The following is a 17,534-nucleotide window of genomic DNA, read 5'->3' as shown; positions in this document are numbered from 1 at the left end:
ACTTATAACTCAGATAATCGCCCCGGGCTGCGGTAGACTGCCCCTCTCTGACTGTTTTTTACTCATTAAGGGATAATGATGTCATCTGCCGTGGCTCCCGCCGTTAATCAAAAACGCGTACTGATTGCCGGATCCGTCGGCAATTTTATCGAGTGGTATGAATTCGCCGTATACGGTTTCATGGCCACGCTAATCGCTAAACATTTCTTCCAGCTCGAAGGAGAAAGCGCCTTCACCAGCCTGATCCTCACCTATGCGGCCTTTGCGGTGGCGTTCTTTTTTCGTCCGTTAGGGGCAGTACTGTTTGGCCGCCTGGGCGATCGCTATGGCCGTAAACCAGTGCTGATCGCGGTGCTGGTATTGATGACACTGGCCACCGTCGCCATCGGTCTGGTCCCGGTTTATGCCAGCATTGGCGTGGCTGCGCCGCTGCTGATTACACTGCTACGCATTTTGCAGGGGCTGTTTGCCGGCGGAGAATACGGCGGCGCGGTCTCGCTGATGACCGAATCGGCGCCGCCCGGAAAGCGCGGATTTTATGGCGCGTGGCAGTCGCTGACGGTGGCGCTCGGACTGCTGGCGGGCGCGGGCGTGGTGGCAGTACTGCCGCTGCTGCTGGGAGACGCCGCCATGAACGCCTGGGGCTGGCGCATTCCTTTCCTGCTGGCGCTGCCGCTCGGCGCTGTGGCGCTGTGGCTGCGCAGCGGCCTCGACGAATCACCGCAGTTCAGCCAGACACCGGCGGCGCCGCAACAGCAGGCGTCGCTGGGTGTCACGCTACGCGCTATCGGGCTGGGCATTGGGCGGTTAATGGTATGGTCGGCCGCCGGTTATACCTATCTGGTAATCATGCCCACCTATCTGCAGGCTGCGCTGCATACCGGCTTTAACCAGGCGCTGCTGATTGCGGTAATCTCTAACCTCGGCTTTGCCGCCACCATCCTGCCGGCCGGCATACTCAGCGATCGCTATGGCCGCCGCACATTAATGCTGCTGGCAACGTTTTTGCTGCTGGTGCTGGCTTTCCCGCTGCTGAAAGTGTTGCAGCACCCGGAGAGCGGTATGGCGATCAAAGCGCTGGTGGTGTTTATCGCCGGTGCGCTGGTGGGCATGCTGGCCGGACCAGGACCGGCGATGCTGGCCGAGATGTTCCCGACCCGCGTGCGTTACACCGGGCTGGGGCTGGCCTATTCGCTCTCCAACGCGCTGTTTTCCGGCTGCGCAGGTCTGATCATTACCGGCCTGATGAAGCAAACCGGCAACGCCGACATTCCCGCCTGGTATGTGATGGCCACCGCCGTGGTGAGTTTTGTCGCGCTGCTTACGCTCAATAAGGACGATCATCGCAAACCCCTTTAACGTCATGCTGCTTCATTCCTGCACCTCATTTGATGCAGCCTTACCAGGGTGAGCGCTGCCCTCACCCATATCGACGCCGCCGGTTAGTCTGTTGACAATCAGCCCGATTAATAGTTGTATTATACAACCTTATAGCCACCGGGCGTTTGCACCATGACCACTGAATCGTTAGTTAATCAGATACGTTCCGCCTCACGACTGATGGTACGTGAACTCGGATTTATGCGCCCGACGCTGGCGGCAACGGACTATTCGCCTTCCGCTGTCCACACGCTGCTGGAGATGGAAACCCAGGGCACAGTGACTGCTGCACAGTTAGTGGAATTGCTCGGTCTGGAAAAGTCGAGCGTCAGCCGCATGCTGGCCAGACTGGTGGCGGCTGGTGAAGTGCAGGAAATCGCCGACGGCAGTGATGCCCGGGTTAAAAGGCTGAAACTGACTGCGCAGGGTATGGCTACCGTTGCCAGAGTCAATCAGTACGCGGCACAACGGGTGCTGGCCGCGCTGGCTGGACTTGAACCGGCACAGCAGCGCACGGTAGCGCAGGGACTGAGCGCTTACGCTGACTCCCTGCGCTGCTGTCGGACCGGCACGCAGCCCCTTCCCTCAGGTGCCATCGACATCGTCAGCGGTTACCGGCCCGGGATGATCGGCCGCATCGCCGAAATGCATGGCCGTTACTATGCCCGGCATCATCAGTTTGGTCACTATTTTGAAGGCAAAGTCGCCAGCGGGCTGGCAGAGTTTGCCGGACGGCTGGGAAGTGAGCGCAATCAAATCTGGCTGGCAGTGCATAACGATAATATTGTCGGTTCAGTGGCGATTGACGGAGAGGATCTCGGCAATAATCAGGCCCATCTGCGCTGGTTCATTCTTGACGAGACATGTCGCGGTAGCGGCATCGGGCGACGCTTGCTTCATGAGGCTGTGGCTTTTTGCGATGGTCAGCGCTTTAGCGCAACGCAACTGTGGACCTTCAGTGGGCTGGATGCGGCCAGACGACTCTACGAGCAGGCGGGCTTTACTCTGACGCGCGAGTGGCAGGGCGATCAGTGGGGCAAAATCATGACTGAACAGCACTTCACGCGATGGTGGCCGGGAAAGATTCTCAACGGCTGATGCGCTGCCGTTTCACCACCGCGTCAGGCCAGAGAAATAGCCGGATTAATGCGGAAAAAACAGGTTTGAATATGAATTTCGGGTTAAGTAATAAATGGCATTAAATAAACGCAAGCTGGATTTTAAAATTATCCGGCAAAAAACCTCAGCAGTCTGCAATAACAAAACCCCGGCACATCAGTGTGCCGGGGATAACCAACACTACCAGTTAAATTTATTACTATCTTCCCACTCTTTGACTTCTTTCTCTGCTTGATCTTTACCGTAGCCGTAGCGCTCCTGAATGCGGCCGACTAATTGATCGCGTTTCCCTTCGGCTACGTCTAAATCGTCATCTGTAAGCTGGCCCCATTTCTCTTTCACTTTTCCTTTGAACTGCTTCCAGTTTCCGCTGATACGATCTTCGTTCATCAGTGTTCTCCTCATTTAGGTGACAGTGCCGCCTGGCATTATTTCGCGCATCGGTTAGCTGCGCAGAGATAAGCGTAGCCTATGACTGAGATTAAAAGGTGCTTAAGCGAACAAATCGGAAAATTTACGTAACGGTACTGTTTAAAGCGCAGCGGGAATTAAATCTGAAAATATAGGCTATGATTTTTCAGGGTACTCAGTGATTTATCTGCGTACCCGTTTGCTACCAGGGCATTTAGTCTTTTGTATTCAGAGAGTAAATGGTTTTAAGGAACGCGAATCGCTTGATGTCGTCCATTCCCCGTGCGGGGCTTAACGAGGCAATAGAATGGAATCCACAACGTTGGAAAAATCCTGGGGTGCTGAAATCCTTGCTGACGGCAGCGTGCGGTTTCGCCTTTGGGCACCCGGTCAGCAGCAAATTACCCTTCACGCCGATGGTCAGCAGCATGCCATGCAGCCGCAGCAGGATGGCTGGTTCAGCCTGACGCTGCGCGGACCTGGTCACGGCAGCGCATATCACTACGAGCTGGCCGATGGCAGCACGGTGCCCGATCCGGCCGCGCGGGCACAACGCGCCGATGTCAACGGCCCTTCTCTGGTTATCGACCCTCACCATTACGACTGGCAACAGCGTGACTGGCAGGGACGGCCATGGCACGAAACGGTGGTCTACGAGCTGCACATCGGCACCTTTACCGCCGAAGGCACCTTCCGCGCGGCTATCGCAAAACTCCCTGCGCTGGCTGACCTCGGTGTCACCATGATCGAAGTGCTGCCGGTATCGCAGTTTGGCGGCGCGCGCGGCTGGGGCTATGACGGCGTTCTGCTTTATGCGCCGCACTCGGCTTATGGCTCACCGGATGATTTCAAGGCCTTTGTCGATGCCGCGCACGCGCTGGGACTGTCGGTGGTGCTGGATATTGTGCTCAACCACTTTGGTCCGGAAGGCAATTACCTGCCGCTGCTGGCACCGGCCTTTTTCCACGAAGAGCGCATGACGCCGTGGGGTGCCGGAATTGCTTACGATGTCGATGCCGCGCGGCGTTATATCGTCGAAGCGCCGCTCTACTGGCTGAAAGAGTTTAACCTCGACGGCCTGCGCTTCGATGCCATCGACCAGATTGAAGATACGTCCAGCCAGCATGTGCTGATCGAGATTGCCGAACGCATTCGCAGCGAAATCCACTCTCGCCCGATCCATCTCACCACCGAAGACAGCCGCAACGTGATCTTCCTGCATCCGCGCGATGCGGACGGTAACGCGCCACTGTTCAGCGGTGAATGGAACGACGATTTTCATAATGCCATTCATGTCTTTGCCACCGGCGAGACGCACGCGTATTACCAGGATTTCGCCGACGTACCGGAGAAATTAATCGCGCGCATTCTCACCGAGGGCTTTGCTTATCAGGGCGAGCTGTCGCCACAAAGTGGCCAGCGGCGCGGCGTACCCAGCGCAGGCCAGCCGCCGGTCGCGTTTGTCGATTTCATCCAGAACCACGATCAGGTGGGCAATCGCGCCCAGGGCGAACGCCTGATTAGTCTGGCCGGTGTCGATCGCACCAAAGTACTGCTCGCCACCCTGCTGCTGTCACCGCATATTCCGCTGCTGTTTATGGGCGAAGAGTACGGTGAAACCAACCCGTTCCTGTTCTTCACCGATTTCCACGGCGATCTGGCGAAAGCGGTGCGCGAAGGACGGGCGCGCGAATTTACCGGTCACGCCGGTCATGACGAGACGGTGCCGGATCCCAACGCTGAAGAGACCTTCACGCGGTCGAAACTGGACTGGAGCAAAGTGGAAAATCCCGCAGGCCAGGCGTGGCTGACGCTCACGCGCCAGCTACTGGCGTTGCGCCAGCAGCACATCGTGCCGCTGCTGCCGGATGCACGCCAGCACAACGGCCAGGTGCTGCGCACCGCACCGGGCTTTGTCGCCGTTAGCTGGCAGTTCCCGCAGGGACAGCTGTCACTGGCGCTGAATATTGGACAGCAGAGCCAGCCGCTGCCCGCGATGCCCGGCGAGACGCTCTTTGCGTGGCCACAGGAAAGCGGCGAACTGCCGCAGCACTCTCTCATCGTGCGTCTGGCAAAAGGAGCAGCGCAATGAGTATTCCAACCGCGACTTACCGTATCCAGTTCCGTAACGGCATGACGTTTGACCGCGCGGCGCAGCTGGTGCCCTATCTGCAGCAGCTGGGTATCAGCCATCTTTACGCCTCGCCGATCTTTACCGCCACCCGCGACTCGACGCACGGCTATGACGTCACCGACGCCAATGAGATTGACCCGGCAATTGGCGGACGCGCCGGTTTTGACCGCCTCAGCGCGGCGCTGCAGCAGGCCGGGATTGGCCTGATCCTCGATATTGTGCCTAACCACATGGCGGCGTCGCTGGAAAATGCCTGGTGGCGCGATGTGATTGAACACGGGGAAGCCAGCCGCTACGCGCGCTACTTTGATATCGACTGGTCACGCAGGCTGACGCTGCCGTTCCTTGGCGATGATTTTGACCGCGTGCTGGCCAATGATGAACTCAGCATCAAGGCCGATCCGCACAGCGGCAATCCGGCGCTGGTCTATTACGACAGTTACTACCCGCTGACGCCCGCCAGCTGGCAGCAGCGTAAAGACGAGGTGCTGGCGCTGCGCGATCGCGCGGCCATCGCGGAACTGCATGCGCAACAGCCGTGGCAGCTAATGAACTGGCGTGAGGCGCGCAGCGCGCTCTCCTACCGCCGCTTCTTTGAAATTACCGGGCTGGTCGGCGTGCGCGTCGAAGATGAAGAGGTGTTCGCGGCTTCGCATCGCCTGATTCTTGAACTGGTACACAGCGGTGTGGTGAGCGGGCTGCGCGTCGATCACGTTGACGGGCTGGCCGATCCGCTCGGCTATCTGCAACAGCTGCGTCAGGCCGCGGGCGACGCGTGTTATATCACGGTGGAGAAGATTCTCGCAGACGGTGAGCAACTGCCCGCCGACTGGCCAGTGTCCGGCACCACCGGTTACGAGTTTATCGCCGCGCTGTCACATGCGCTGATTGATGATAATCAGATCGATATGCTGCATCTGGCCTATGAAGCGGTATCCGCTGAACGTAACGACGTGGCGGCTGGCCTGCGTGCAGCGCGTGAACTGATGGTCGATCGCAACTTTGCCGGGGAATTCAGCCGCCTGCTGGCGCTGGCTACCGAGGCAGCCGATCTGGTGCATCGCAACTTCAGTGAGGCTGAACTGCACGTGGCGCTGCGTGAACTGCTGATCGCCTTCCCGGTGTATCGCACCTACGGCCGCAAAGCCGGTATGCCGCTGGAAGGCGAAGCGTTGCTGTTACAGGTGCTGGAGCAGGTTAAACACAGCGCCTCGCCTGCGGCGCTGAGCTTTTTGCAGGCATTACTGCTGGGGGCGATCACTGAACAGGGCGAGCAGGATGCGGCGGAATTCCGCGCCCGCTTTCAGCAGCTGACCGGCCCGCTGATGGCGAAATCGGTCGAAGACACGCTGTTTTTCCGCAATCACGTGGCGCTGGCAATCAACGAAGTGGGTGCCGAACCGCTGCCGCACGCGTTCTCGCTTGAACGCTTTCATCGCGAAATGCAAATCCGACTGCAGCACCAGCCGGATGGGCTGTCGGGCACCTCCACGCACGATACCAAACGCGGCGAGGATGCACGCGCGCGGCTGTATAACCTGAGTGAAGCGCCGGCGCTGTGGGCGGAGAATGTGACGCGCTGGCGCCAGATGAATCAGCCGCACGTGGTCGCGCTGGCGGACGGACCGGCGCCCGAACCGCCGGTTGAGTGGATGCTGTACCAGGCGCTGGCCGGCGTCTGGCCCACCACGCTGCAGCCGGAGGACACGGCGGCACTGGACGCGCTGCGCGATCGCTTTTTGCCGTTTGTGGAAAAAGCCCTGCGCGAAGCGAAGTTACGCACCGACTGGGCGGACAGCAACGAAGCTTATGAAAATGCCGTGCTGGAGTATGCCCGCCAGCTGCTGTCACCCACCAATCCGGCGTTCCTGCAGGACTTCAGCCACGCACTACAGCCGTTTATCCGTGCCGGACTGGTTAACAGCCTGAGCCAGACGGTGATCAAACTGACCGCGCCGGGCGTGCCGGATATCTATCAGGGCTGCGAAGCGCTGGATTTCAGCCTGGTCGATCCGGACAACCGGCGCGAGCCGGATTTCGCTCAGCTGATGGCGCAGCTGGATGTCCACGCCGCGCCGGATTTCGCCAGCCAGCAGGACTGGCTGAGCGGCCGGCTGAAGCAGCAGATGGTTGCGCGCCTGCTGCATCTGCGCCGCGACCATGCGCAGTTGTTCCGCTTCGGTGATTATCAACCGCTCAGCGCATCGGGCGAACACGCAGAAAAAGTGATCGCTTTTGCCCGGCAGGACAGCGATCACGCGCTGCTGGTGATTACGCCACGGCTGATTTTCAATGGTGCACAGTGGAGTCTTACCCGACTGGCACTGCCGGAATCGCTGGCGCATCGCCACTATCGCAATGTGCTGACCGGTGAAACCGTAGTGATTAATGATGATATTACGCTGGACAATGTGAGCTATAGCGCGCCGCTGGTGCTGATTAGCCAGTAGCGTCCCCGATAAACCTGTTGTTTTACATGACTATCTATTCACTGGATGGAGAGGATTGAATGTCTAACGGTAAACCTATGGAAATCACCGCCGGATCGGGGCACCAGCTCGGCGCCAATTATGATGGCGCAGGCGTCAACTTTGCGCTGTTCTCAGCACACGCGGAACGGGTCGAACTCTGTCTGTACGATGAGAGCGGTCAGCATGAAATTGCCCGCTTCGATCTGCCGGAATATACCCACGAAATCTGGCACGGCTACGTGCCCGGGCTGAAACCCGGCGCGCTGTATGGCTATCGCGTTCACGGACCCTTCGATCCGGAAAACGGTCACCGTTTTAACCCAAGTAAATTACTGATTGATCCCTACGCCCGCGAGCTGCAGGGCAACATCGACTGGAATGAAGCGCACTTCGCTTACGATTTATTGCACGAAGATAAAGATCTGACGCTGGATACCCGTGACAGCGCGCCGTTTACCCCCAAGTGTCGGGTAATTGATACCAATGAGTTTGACTGGCAGGACCATAACCGCCCCAGCATTCCGTGGTCCAACACGGTGATTTATGAAACCCACGTCAAAGGTTTCACCCAGCTTAATCCGGCCATTCCGGCAGAGATGCGCGGCACCTATGACGGCATGAGCCACAAATCTACCGTCGATTACATCAAAAGCCTTGGCGTGACCTCAGTGGAATTGCTGCCGGTGCACTGGTTCCCGGACGATCAGCATCTGCTGGATCGCGGACTGAAAAACTTCTGGGGCTATAACTCGCTGGCCTTTTTCGCGCCTGCCAGCCGCTATTTTGGCCCGCGCGGTATTCAGGGCTTTCGCGATATGGTGCGTGCTTTCCACGATGCCGGCATCGAAGTGATTCTCGACGTGGTGTATAACCACACCGCAGAAGGCAACGAACTGGGGCCGACGCTGTCGTTTAAAGGGATTGATAACTTCTCTTATTACCGCACGCTGCCAGATCAGCACCGTTATTACATCAACGATACCGGCACTGGCAACACGGTGAATACCTCCCATCCGCGCGTGCTGCAGCTGGTGACGGATTCGCTGCGCTACTGGGCAGAATCGATGCATATCGACGGTTTTCGCTTCGACCTCGGCACCATTCTCGGCCGCGAGCCGGAAGGATTCGATCAGCGTGGCGGCTTCTTTGATGCCATGACGCAGGATCCGGTGCTGTCTAAGCTGAAGCTGATCGGCGAACCCTGGGACATCGGCCCAGGTGGCTACCAGGTGGGTGGTTTCCCGCCCGGCTGGGCTGAGTGGAACGACAAATATCGCGACACGGTACGTGAGTACTGGAAAGGCGACAACGTCTCAACCGACTTTGCCGCGCGCCTGCTCGGCTCCGGTGATCTCTACGATCAACGCGGCCGCCGCCCGTGGGCCAGCGTCAATTTCATCACCGCGCACGATGGCTTTACGCTGAACGATCTGGTCTCGTACAACGACAAGCATAACGATGCCAACGGGGAAGATAACAACGACGGCCACAACGATAACCGTTCGTACAATTACGGTGCCGAAGGCCCCACCGACGACGAAGGCATCAACGCGGTGCGCGAGCGGCAGAAGCGTAACTTCCTCGCCACGCTGTTTTTCTCTCACGGCACACCGATGCTGCTGGCGGGCGATGAGTTTGGCCGCAGCCAGATGGGCAACAACAACGGCTATTGCCAGGATAGCGAGATTTCCTGGCTGCACTGGGAAGATCTGCCGGCTTCCGCTGATGCGTTACGCGATTTCACCCGTCAGGTGATTGCGCTGCGCGCGCAGCAGCCGCTGCTGCGACGCGAAAGCTGGCGCGACGGCATGGAGATTAAATGGTTTAACGCCGGCGGCGGTTTCCAGCAGGCGGAACAGTGGGATGAGGGCTCGACGCTCGGCGTGTACATCGGGCGTCCGGACCTGCAAACCGAAGAGGGTATCTGGCACGATGTGCTGATGCTGTTCAATCCGTTTGAAGGCAATGTGCCGTTCCGCATCCCGCAGTTTGGTGAAGGCGGCTGGGTGCTGGAGCTGACCACCTCCGACAGCGCCAGTAAGGGATTGGTGATTACCAAAGAGAAGGATTTCGAGCTGGAGGGCCGCAGCCTGGCGCTGTTCCGCCGGCCGTGAGTTGTGCGCGGGGTGCCGGTTTCCAGGTGCGCAGGAATGCGCACCCTACGGAAATAACGGGACATGCACCGTAGGGTCGCCGTTCACGGCGACCGGCTCCACTGTTAACCCGCCAGACTCTTCTGCTACCCGGCACTAAAATTTCATTAACTAAAAACCACAATCTGCCGATGTTCTTTAATCTGCCCTTGTACCCGCCGCGTCAGGCGTCGGAGTGCGTTTAGATTAAGGATAATAAGATGAACATCTCCCAACGATTGTTACTGACCTTTACCATGCTGTTTGGCGCCATCATTCTGCAAGCCGTGCTCGCCATCTCACTGCTGTCCGGCTTTCAGGAGCGCTTTGAGTACGTGCAGACTAACGCCATTCCGTCGATTAAAGACCTCAATACGCTGATTGACCGCAGCAATCAGCTGGCGCTGACGCTTTACAAACATCAGACTCAGCTGCAGGACAGCAATATGCCTGCGGTTGAAGCGGACATTGATAAACAGATCGGCGGCCTGAAATCGCTCACCGATTACTACCTGACTCACAACCTCTCCAGTGACGAAGATAAGCGCCTGACTGAGCTGGCCTTTGCCAATATTCAGCGCGTGAGCGAGCGGCTGCCGGCGTTTCTCACTGCCTCGCGCGCGCATCAGAACGCCATCAGCCTTGATCTGATCGAGGGGCAGAACGGCATTGGTGCCGCCATTCGCCAGCTGGTCACCAATTACCAGCAGCAGCTGATGCTGAATATTTCTATCGGCGATGAGTTACGCGCCACCAACCTCAGCACCTTCCATGAAGTGCTGTGGACCACCATTACCGGCGTGATAGCCACAGTGATTATTTTTGGCCTGTTCGCCCTGTTCACCGTGCTGCGCATTCGTCGCAGTCTGTCCGATGTCGGCAAAGTCATGATGCGCGCCAGTGAAAATCTCGACCTGACGCTCAGCGCCGACGAAAGCCGTCGCGATGAGGTGGGCACCATGGCGCACTCTTTCAATCAGCTGATGCGCAGCGTGGCCGGTTCGCTGAGTGCCGTGCGCAGCGCGTCACATTCGGTGGGCAGCGCATCGGTGCAGATCGCCGCCGGTAACGAAGACCTCTCTGCGCGTACCGAGCAGCAGGCTGCTTCGCTGGAGCAGACCGCGGCCAGCATGACTGAACTGAGTGAAACCGTACGTCAGACCGCCGATAACACGCGCCAGGCCAGCCAGCTGGCGGCTAACGCCAGTGCGCTGTCGGAAAAAAGTGGTACCTCGCTCAGCACCATGCTCTCGACCATGGATGATATTCGTGGCAGCTCGCGCAAGGTCACGGACATTGTTTCGATGATCGAAGGTATCGCTTTCCAGACCAATATTCTGGCGCTCAACGCGGCAGTCGAAGCGGCACGCGCCGGTGAGCACGGCAAGGGCTTTGCGGTGGTGGCGGGTGAAGTACGCAGCCTGTCGCAGCGCTCAACCTCGGCCGCACGCGAAATTAAGGGACTGATCGAAGAGTCACACCGCCTGACTGAAGCCGGGGCCGCCCAGGCCAGCGACGTCAGCAGCAATATGCAGGTGATGAATGACGCTATCCATCAGGTCAGCGAACTGATGAGCGAAATCGCCGCGGCCGCGGTTGAGCAGAGTCAGGGCATCAGCCAGGTGCAGCAGGCGGTGAATCAGATGGATGATGTGACGCAGCAGAACGCCGCGCTGGTGGAACAGGCCTCAGCCGCGTCGCAATCGCTGCAGGAGCAGGCCGAAACCCTCAACCAGCTGGTCGCCAGATTCGTGCTGGCGGAATCCGGCGCAACGCCGGCGATCAGGCCTGCGGCAGTCAGCCACAAAGCGCCACAGCCTGCGCGCCTGGCAGTGGCCAGCGATGCCGACTGGCAGAGTTTCTAATCCCTTTGCCCTCCGCGTCGTCGCGCGGAGGGGCTTTCTCCCACTGACAAACTCCCCCGGCGCGCTGGCGCGAGCGACATTGCCTCAACGAGCGTCAGCAAAACTGCTATTCTGTGAACCATACTAATGGTAATCAGCAACGAAAGCGTTTCACCTCCGCATGCCCGCCGCTCCCTAAAGGAATCTTATGCACCCTCAGCAACAGACACGCGGTAAATGGGCCATCTTTGGCCTGATGTTTATTCCTGGCTTTACCTGGGCTTCCTGGGTTAGCCGCACCCCCTTTATGCGCGATGTGCTGCACGCCTCGACGGAAATGATGGGCCTGATTCTGTTTGGCTTCTCCTGTGGCTCCATGCTGGGCGTGCTGCTTGCCGGTAAGCTGGTCGCGCACTTTGGCACCAGCCGGGTGATGCGCACGGGTTACCTGATCCTGCTCGGTGGCCTGGTGCTGATGACCGTTGCGTTAACGCTCGCCAGTAGCGGGCTGGTGTTTACCAGTCTGGTGTTGCTGGGCGGCGGAACCGCGCTGATGGATGTGGTGGTTAATGTCGAAGGGGCAGCGTTTGAGCGGCGCATCGGCAAGTCAATCATGACGATCATTCACGGCTTCTTCAGTTTCGGCACGCTGATCGGCGCACTGGCGGGGCTGGCCATGACCGCAGCCGATATCAGCACCCACTGGCACTTTAGCGTGGTGCTGCTGGTAAACCTGCTGATTGCCGCCCTGGCGCTGCGCCATCTGCCCGCCACCAGCGACAGCGAACGCAGCGAACAGCCGCATCATGGCGGCTTTCTGGCCCAGGTAGGACGTGAACTGCGTGACCGCCAGCTGCTGGTGCTCGGCGTGGTGATTCTGGCAATGGCACTGGCGGAAGGCTCGGCTAACGACTGGCTGCCGTTACTGATGATCGACGGCCATAACCTCAATCATACCCAAAGCACGCTGGTCTACGCGGGCTTCACCGCTGGCATGACGCTGGGGCGCTTTCTCGGCGGGCTGGTGGTTGATCGTCTGGGCCGTGTCTGGGTACTGCGCGCCAGCGCATTCTCCGCCGCGCTGGGGCTGACGCTGGTGATTTTCTCCGATAACCCATGGCTGGCGGCGGCGGCCGTGCTGTTCTGGGGCGTCGGCGCGTCGCTCGGCTTCCCGCTAACGGTCTCGGCGGCGGGCGATGGCCATAACAGCGCGGTGCGCGTCACGATTGCCGCCACGCTGGGCTATCTGGCGTTTCTGGTAGGCCCGCCCGGACTGGGCTTTATCGGCGAACATGCCGGATTGCGCATGGCGATGCTGCCGGTACTGATCATGGTGCTACTTGCGCTGGTGTGCGCCGGTGCGGCTGGCCGCCCGCGTCAGGCAAAAACACCGGCGGAACAATAAATCTCAGGGCACGCGCCAGCTGCCCTGCCAGCCAGCCGCAGTGGCCTCGAATCGCGCGCGCTGATGGGGCTCGCGGCTGACATCCAGCCACTCCACGCTATGCAAGGTGATCTGCACCAGCGCGAAGTGCTCGTCGGGCCCGGTGCCCGCCTTTTGCGCGCTGGCAGGCAGTGCGTCATCAGGATGAGCAATCACGCTGCCCGGCCTGACCGGTGACTGAAACAACGCGTGCGAATGCGGGCGCAATGCATGCCAGGCTGCGGCACGCTGTTGTGCATCGTCAACGCGCTGAGCCGTGCCTGCCAGCCTGAGCTGAACGCGCCTGGCGGCATCATAAGCCAGTAACGCCACCTGCGGCTGGGCTGCAATATCCTGCATTTTGGCGCTGCGCCGATCGGCGGTAAAACGCAGGGCCGGCAGCGTGGGCAAAAACTGCCGTATCACCACGGTGCGCAGGCTGGGCTGACCGTCGGCACTCACCGTTGCCAGCTGCATCAGGGTGAAAGCTGAACGCGATGTGGTGGCAGTGCTAAGCAACTGCCAGATAACTTGCAGGCGGTCGTCGAGCGAGATCATGATTCCCTTCCTTAGCGGGCGTGAAGCGGGTTGCTGCCAGCACGTTTCAGCGCCGACAGCGCCAGCGCGCTGAGCAGTAACCCAATGACGATCAGCAGCGCGTAGCTTAGCCACTGCAGCAGCAGAATGCCCAGCACCCCGCCAGCGAGAAATGCCAGCACGGTGTAGCAATGCAGTTTTAGCCGCTCAATGTACAGCGGCGCGTCTTTCGGTGACTCTTTGCGACGCAGCACGTCGAACAGCATCGCCAGCTCAATGCCGATATCGGTTGACGTGCCAGAGACATGCGTCGTGCGCACCCGGGCATTGGAGATGCGCGTTACTACCGCATTTTGCAGCCCCATCAGAAAGCTCAGGCTGAGAATCAGTAACACACCGCCCTCGCTGAAATGAAAGCCGCTTTCGACAATCCCCAGCACCAGCAACGCAATGCCCTCCAGCAGAATATTGATGGCGTAGATGCCGCGTATCTGCCGCCTGCGGCCGGAATTGATGATAAGCGTCGAGACCGACGAACCGGCGATGAATAACAGCACAATCAGCAGGAAGAACAGCCCGATATGCAGATTGGCTTTCGCCAGATGATCGGACAGTGACGAGACGTTTCCGGTCATGTTGGCGGAGAAGAAACCAACCGTTTCGAACGCTGCAGTGTTCAGTGCACCCGCCACGGCGGCCAGCGTCGCCGCCAGGCGGATGTCGGTGTTGAAAGTGCGCGTATCCTCAGTGGAGATCAGCATGAAAAGGTCCCGGCCCGGCAAAAGGTTTATCATCCTCCGGCGGTCAAAAATTCTCAACTGGCAGGGCTGAACATTAACGCGGTTCGCTGTCGATCAGCGCACGCCGGGCCAGGCGTTTGGGCAGGATTTGACCCTGTCACTGATAAGCCGGATAATTTGGAAACGATTCATTCTAAATAGCCCGCATTATGACCAGTAAACCCAATCCGGCGCCGGCTGCCAGAGAGCGCGGCAGACCGCGCAATTTTGATATCGACGAAGCGCTCGACAGCGCCATGATCGTGTTCCGCCAGAAGGGTTTTCATGCGGCCTCGATTGCCGATTTAGGTGAAGCGATGAACCTGACGGCGGGCAGTATTTATAAAGCGTTTCAGGATAAACGTTCCCTGTTTCTGCGGGTGTTTGAGCGCTACATCCTGCTGCGCAACGTGGACCTGCGCGCCCGTTTGCAACAGTACCCGACCGGCCGGGCGCGCATTGCTGAGCTGCTGCAGTTTTATCTCGACTCAGCCAGCGAGATCGAGGGCAGACGCGGCTGCCTGGTGGTTGGCAGTACCGTGGAACTGCAAACGCTGGACGAAGAGTTATCCCAGCTGGTGCGTGAAGCGGTATTACGCAACCGCAACTTCCTGACTTCGCTGGTTGAACAGGGACAAGAGGACGGATCGATTTCGCCACGACTGGATGCCGACACCGCCGCCGGACTGCTGCTTTGCGTGGCATTTGGTATGCGCGTGGTAGGCAAAATTCAGGATGTGACTAATGGCAAAGAAACCATTAATATGGTGCTCGGCATTCTGGACTGATTCGTCTGGCCTATTAGGAAATAGGCGTTTCCTAATTAATATTCGCCGCGATAATTTTTTAAACCCTGGAATCGCGCGCTTAATAATATTTATCAGTCAGTAACATATTACTTAGATTTATGTTTATTTGTTCCGGGGGTTGAGTGAAGCACGATGAATTAGAAGATGCCGATGAGATCTATCTTTTATTGGGCAAAGTCGTCACACAGATTGTACAACCGGGTGAAACCTTATCTGTTCAGCAAATAATTGGCGCACTGTATCGCACGGGCTTGCGCTCGGAGAATCCGGCCATCCAGCAGGCCTGCGATAATGCGATCAGGCTGCTGGCCAAAAAGCTGAATTAACGCACTGCTATCAGGGTAATGATGATGCGATACGATCCTTTTCATAATAATTCTGAAGATGCATTACCATGGACTGGTGGATCGCTGCAGGCAAAGCAGCATGAGTTACTTGGCACGCTGGTGCAGGAAATTTTGTGTAGCGGCAAGTTGCTGAACCGAAAAACCCTTTTTATCGCGCTGATAGCACGTCTCGACCAGTGCGACGATGTGATATTAAAAACGCATTACGAGGCTATTTTTTCTCTGCTGCTTGGTCGCCTGGCCGCTGAGTAATATCGTAACGCTATCCTGCCTTCCCAATATACGCGGCGAAACACATTAGCCGCGCCTGGTAATTTCCTCCTCATCAATTGCCCGCTAAACCGCATTAATTGTGCAAAGAAAGCGAGTCAGGTCAGACCAGAATCCGGATTTTGTTCTACGCTTATAACTGGACTTCAGACCAATCAGGGAAATTACTATGAAGAAACTGACTGTAGCGGCTGTGTTATTGACATCGATTTTTGCCATCGCCGGCTGTTCATCGAATCAGGCGATTAAAACCACCGACGGACGCACTATCGTCACCGATGGTAAGCCACAGGTGGATAGTGATACTGGCCTGGTCTCTTATAAAGATGCGCAAACCGGTAAAACAGAACAGATTAACCGTGACCAGATCACCAATATGAGTGAACTGAACAACTGATCTACTCGATAGGGAGAGCGACATGAAAAAAGTGATTTTGTTACCACTGGCAGCCATTGTGGCACTGAGCGCCCTGACCGGCTGTACCCGTACCAGCTACGCCATTCATACCAATGATGGCCGTACCATTGTCAGCGATGGTAAACCGCAGGAAGCGGAAAGCGGACTGCTGGGCTACGTTGATGCCAATGGTGTCAAACAGCAGATCAACAAAGCGGATGTCAAAGAGGTCTCTGAGATTCCGCATTAATCGGTTCTTATCAAGCCCGCGCAGCGGGCTTTTTTGTGCCAGAACTTTGTGATTAAACCAATACGCAGGGCCGTCGTAAGAGAGCCATCCGGTCCATCGCGCGCCTTTGATCTCAGGGACGCACGACGGTGAGTTTAAATGGCCCGCTGTTTTTCGCAGCATGCGCGACTGAATCATTCACTCTTTCAAGCGGAAACTCGGTTACGTCATAGTGGCTCAGATCAAGCAGTCCCGCGCGTATAAGGCCGCAGAGCGTAGGGACTGCCGAAGGTTCATACATCCACTGCCCTTTTACGGTAATGAGGTTACGCATTATCCAGGGATAAGGTAGCGAAAGATCGTCCCCACCCAGCATGCCAACACCGCCCATAAGGACTGCACGACCATAAGGTCTGACTGACATAATCGCATTCCGGGCGACAGAGGCCTGCGCAGACGGCGGAAGGAAATCAAGGACCGCATCAATGGATCCCCCGGCCATGTGCTTCATGGCAGCAATATCGATCTCTGCTGTACCTGTGAGCTTTACTGTTTCCACACGCGATACAAAACGTTTTTTCAAATCGTTCAGCACCCGTTCATTACGGCCCGGTGCGATGACTTTATGGGCTCCCATGGCAAGGGCAGCAAGCACAGCGGAACTGCCGAAATTACCGGTTGCGCCACTGACCAGCAGGCGCTCTCCCGCTTTCAAATCCATAGATAACAATCCGCCATAGGCTATAAGCAGCGTATTGATGGCACACCACCGCCCCGCTTCTGCAGGCGATATGTCGCCAATGGGCACCGCGTTTTCAGTCGGAATGCGTATTTGTTCAGCAAGACTGCCATTCAGGTGATATTGCTGGATTTTTTGTCCTCCTTCACCACGGGCACTCCATCCCTGAAGGACAATTTCTGGCGACAGCGCGTTGTCACGGGAACGCACCGTCGGATCGCAAAATACCCAGTCTCCTGGTTTCAGCCAGGCTGAGTCAGGGCCGGTCTGGCGAACCTTTCCGATGGCACCACAGCCCGGGATGACCGGCACAGGTAAAAGATATTTTCTTTCCCCACTCAGTACTTCATTCGTGTAGGAAAGAACGGGCGCCGCAACCACATCGACAATGACTTCCCCGGTTCCCATCACCGGTGCAGGCACATTCTTAACGTCTAGCGGGTGGCCAAAGGCAGTAAGCACAGCAGCTTTCATGGTCATATTCTCCTGAGGGCATAGAACAATATGAAACCA

The 17,534-nt window shown here is 57.7% G+C and carries 16 protein-coding genes; 12 read left to right on the top strand and 4 right to left on the bottom strand.

What is annotated here, in order from left to right:
• The first annotated feature begins 75 nt into the window (after window positions 1-75).
• Together F3J41_RS08780 and F3J41_RS08775 are read left to right on the top strand one after the other, a co-directional pair.
• Window positions 76-1,359, top strand: coding sequence for an MFS transporter (locus F3J41_RS08780; RefSeq protein ID WP_166710716.1), 1,284 nt, complete (start codon window positions 76-78; stop codon window positions 1,357-1,359).
• A gap of 153 nt (window positions 1,360-1,512) precedes the next feature.
• Window positions 1,513-2,478: a bifunctional helix-turn-helix transcriptional regulator/GNAT family N-acetyltransferase gene (locus F3J41_RS08775; protein ID WP_166710714.1), complete on the top strand. Its 966-nt coding sequence runs from the start codon at window positions 1,513-1,515 to the stop codon at window positions 2,476-2,478.
• 201 nt (window positions 2,479-2,679) lie between these two features.
• Here the strand turns inward: F3J41_RS08775 and F3J41_RS08770 are convergent, their stop codons facing one another.
• Window positions 2,680-2,889, bottom strand: coding sequence for a CsbD family protein (locus tag F3J41_RS08770; protein WP_021509571.1), 210 nt, complete (start codon window positions 2,887-2,889; stop codon window positions 2,680-2,682).
• A 328-nt stretch (window positions 2,890-3,217) separates the two neighbouring features.
• Here F3J41_RS08770 and treZ point away from each other — a divergent pair, with 328 nt between their 5' ends.
• The 5 genes from treZ to F3J41_RS08745 all read left to right on the top strand — a co-directional run bounded on the left by treZ (window position 3,218) and on the right by F3J41_RS08745 (window position 12,896).
• The gene (gene treZ, locus F3J41_RS08765) at window positions 3,218-5,002 is read left to right on the top strand and encodes a malto-oligosyltrehalose trehalohydrolase (RefSeq protein WP_166710712.1); all 1,785 of its coding nucleotides are present in this window, start codon (window positions 3,218-3,220) and stop codon (window positions 5,000-5,002) included.
• Window positions 4,999-7,494, top strand: coding sequence for a malto-oligosyltrehalose synthase (gene treY, locus F3J41_RS08760; protein ID WP_166710710.1), 2,496 nt, complete (start codon window positions 4,999-5,001; stop codon window positions 7,492-7,494). Before treZ ends, treY begins: the two co-directional genes overlap by 4 nt.
• A 59-nt stretch (window positions 7,495-7,553) precedes the next feature.
• Entirely contained in the window at window positions 7,554-9,629 is a 2,076-nt protein-coding gene (gene glgX / locus F3J41_RS08755; RefSeq protein ID WP_166710708.1) for a glycogen debranching protein GlgX, read from the top strand.
• A 239-nt stretch (window positions 9,630-9,868) separates the two neighbouring features.
• Window positions 9,869-11,512, top strand: a complete 1,644-nt coding sequence (locus F3J41_RS08750) for a methyl-accepting chemotaxis protein (RefSeq protein ID WP_166710706.1) — start codon at window positions 9,869-9,871, stop codon at window positions 11,510-11,512.
• Window positions 11,513-11,699: 187 nt separating this feature from the next.
• Entirely contained in the window at window positions 11,700-12,896 is a 1,197-nt protein-coding gene (locus tag F3J41_RS08745; RefSeq protein ID WP_159377522.1) for an MFS transporter, read from the top strand.
• A gap of 3 nt (window positions 12,897-12,899) precedes the next feature.
• Here F3J41_RS08745 and F3J41_RS08740 read toward each other — a convergent pair whose 3' ends face one another.
• Both F3J41_RS08740 and F3J41_RS08735 read right to left on the bottom strand, forming a co-directional pair.
• Window positions 12,900-13,472 (bottom strand): pyridoxamine 5'-phosphate oxidase family protein, encoded by a 573-nt coding sequence (locus tag F3J41_RS08740; protein ID WP_166710704.1) that lies wholly within the window; start codon window positions 13,470-13,472, stop codon window positions 12,900-12,902.
• 11 nt (window positions 13,473-13,483) lie between these two features.
• The gene (locus F3J41_RS08735) at window positions 13,484-14,212 is read right to left on the bottom strand and encodes a YoaK family protein (protein ID WP_010615793.1); all 729 of its coding nucleotides are present in this window, start codon (window positions 14,210-14,212) and stop codon (window positions 13,484-13,486) included.
• A 188-nt stretch (window positions 14,213-14,400) separates the two neighbouring features.
• Between F3J41_RS08735 and F3J41_RS08730 the strand changes: the two genes are divergently transcribed.
• The 5 genes from F3J41_RS08730 (at window position 14,401) to F3J41_RS08710 (ending at window position 16,303) form a co-directional block, all read left to right on the top strand.
• Complete coding sequence (locus F3J41_RS08730; protein WP_166710702.1) at window positions 14,401-15,018, top strand: TetR/AcrR family transcriptional regulator; 618 nt, start codon at window positions 14,401-14,403, stop codon at window positions 15,016-15,018.
• Between the two features lie 143 nt (window positions 15,019-15,161).
• Window positions 15,162-15,365 carry a hypothetical protein gene (locus tag F3J41_RS08725; RefSeq protein WP_021508701.1) on the top strand — a complete coding sequence of 68 codons (204 nt, stop codon included), beginning with the start codon at window positions 15,162-15,164 and terminating at the stop codon, window positions 15,363-15,365.
• Window positions 15,366-15,383: 18 nt separating this feature from the next.
• The gene (locus F3J41_RS08720) at window positions 15,384-15,638 is read left to right on the top strand and encodes a biofilm development regulator YmgB/AriR family protein (protein ID WP_166710700.1); all 255 of its coding nucleotides are present in this window, start codon (window positions 15,384-15,386) and stop codon (window positions 15,636-15,638) included.
• 187 nt (window positions 15,639-15,825) lie between these two features.
• Window positions 15,826-16,053, top strand: coding sequence for a YgdI/YgdR family lipoprotein (locus F3J41_RS08715; RefSeq protein ID WP_021508703.1), 228 nt, complete (start codon window positions 15,826-15,828; stop codon window positions 16,051-16,053).
• A 22-nt stretch (window positions 16,054-16,075) separates the two neighbouring features.
• Window positions 16,076-16,303: a YgdI/YgdR family lipoprotein gene (locus tag F3J41_RS08710; protein ID WP_021508704.1), complete on the top strand. Its 228-nt coding sequence runs from the start codon at window positions 16,076-16,078 to the stop codon at window positions 16,301-16,303.
• Window positions 16,304-16,415: 112 nt separating this feature from the next.
• Here the strand turns inward: F3J41_RS08710 and F3J41_RS08705 are convergent, their stop codons facing one another.
• Complete coding sequence (locus F3J41_RS08705; RefSeq protein ID WP_166710698.1) at window positions 16,416-17,495, bottom strand: zinc-binding dehydrogenase; 1,080 nt, start codon at window positions 17,493-17,495, stop codon at window positions 16,416-16,418.
• Window positions 17,496-17,534: the final 39 nt, after the last annotated feature.

Source organism: Pantoea sp. Ap-870, from assembly GCF_011752515.1.
In the GTDB taxonomy this organism is placed as follows: domain Bacteria; phylum Pseudomonadota; class Gammaproteobacteria; order Enterobacterales; family Enterobacteriaceae; genus Pantoea; species Pantoea dispersa.
The sequence above is the reverse complement of the archived record's forward strand: the minus strand, read 5'-3'. Positions and strand labels throughout refer to the sequence as shown.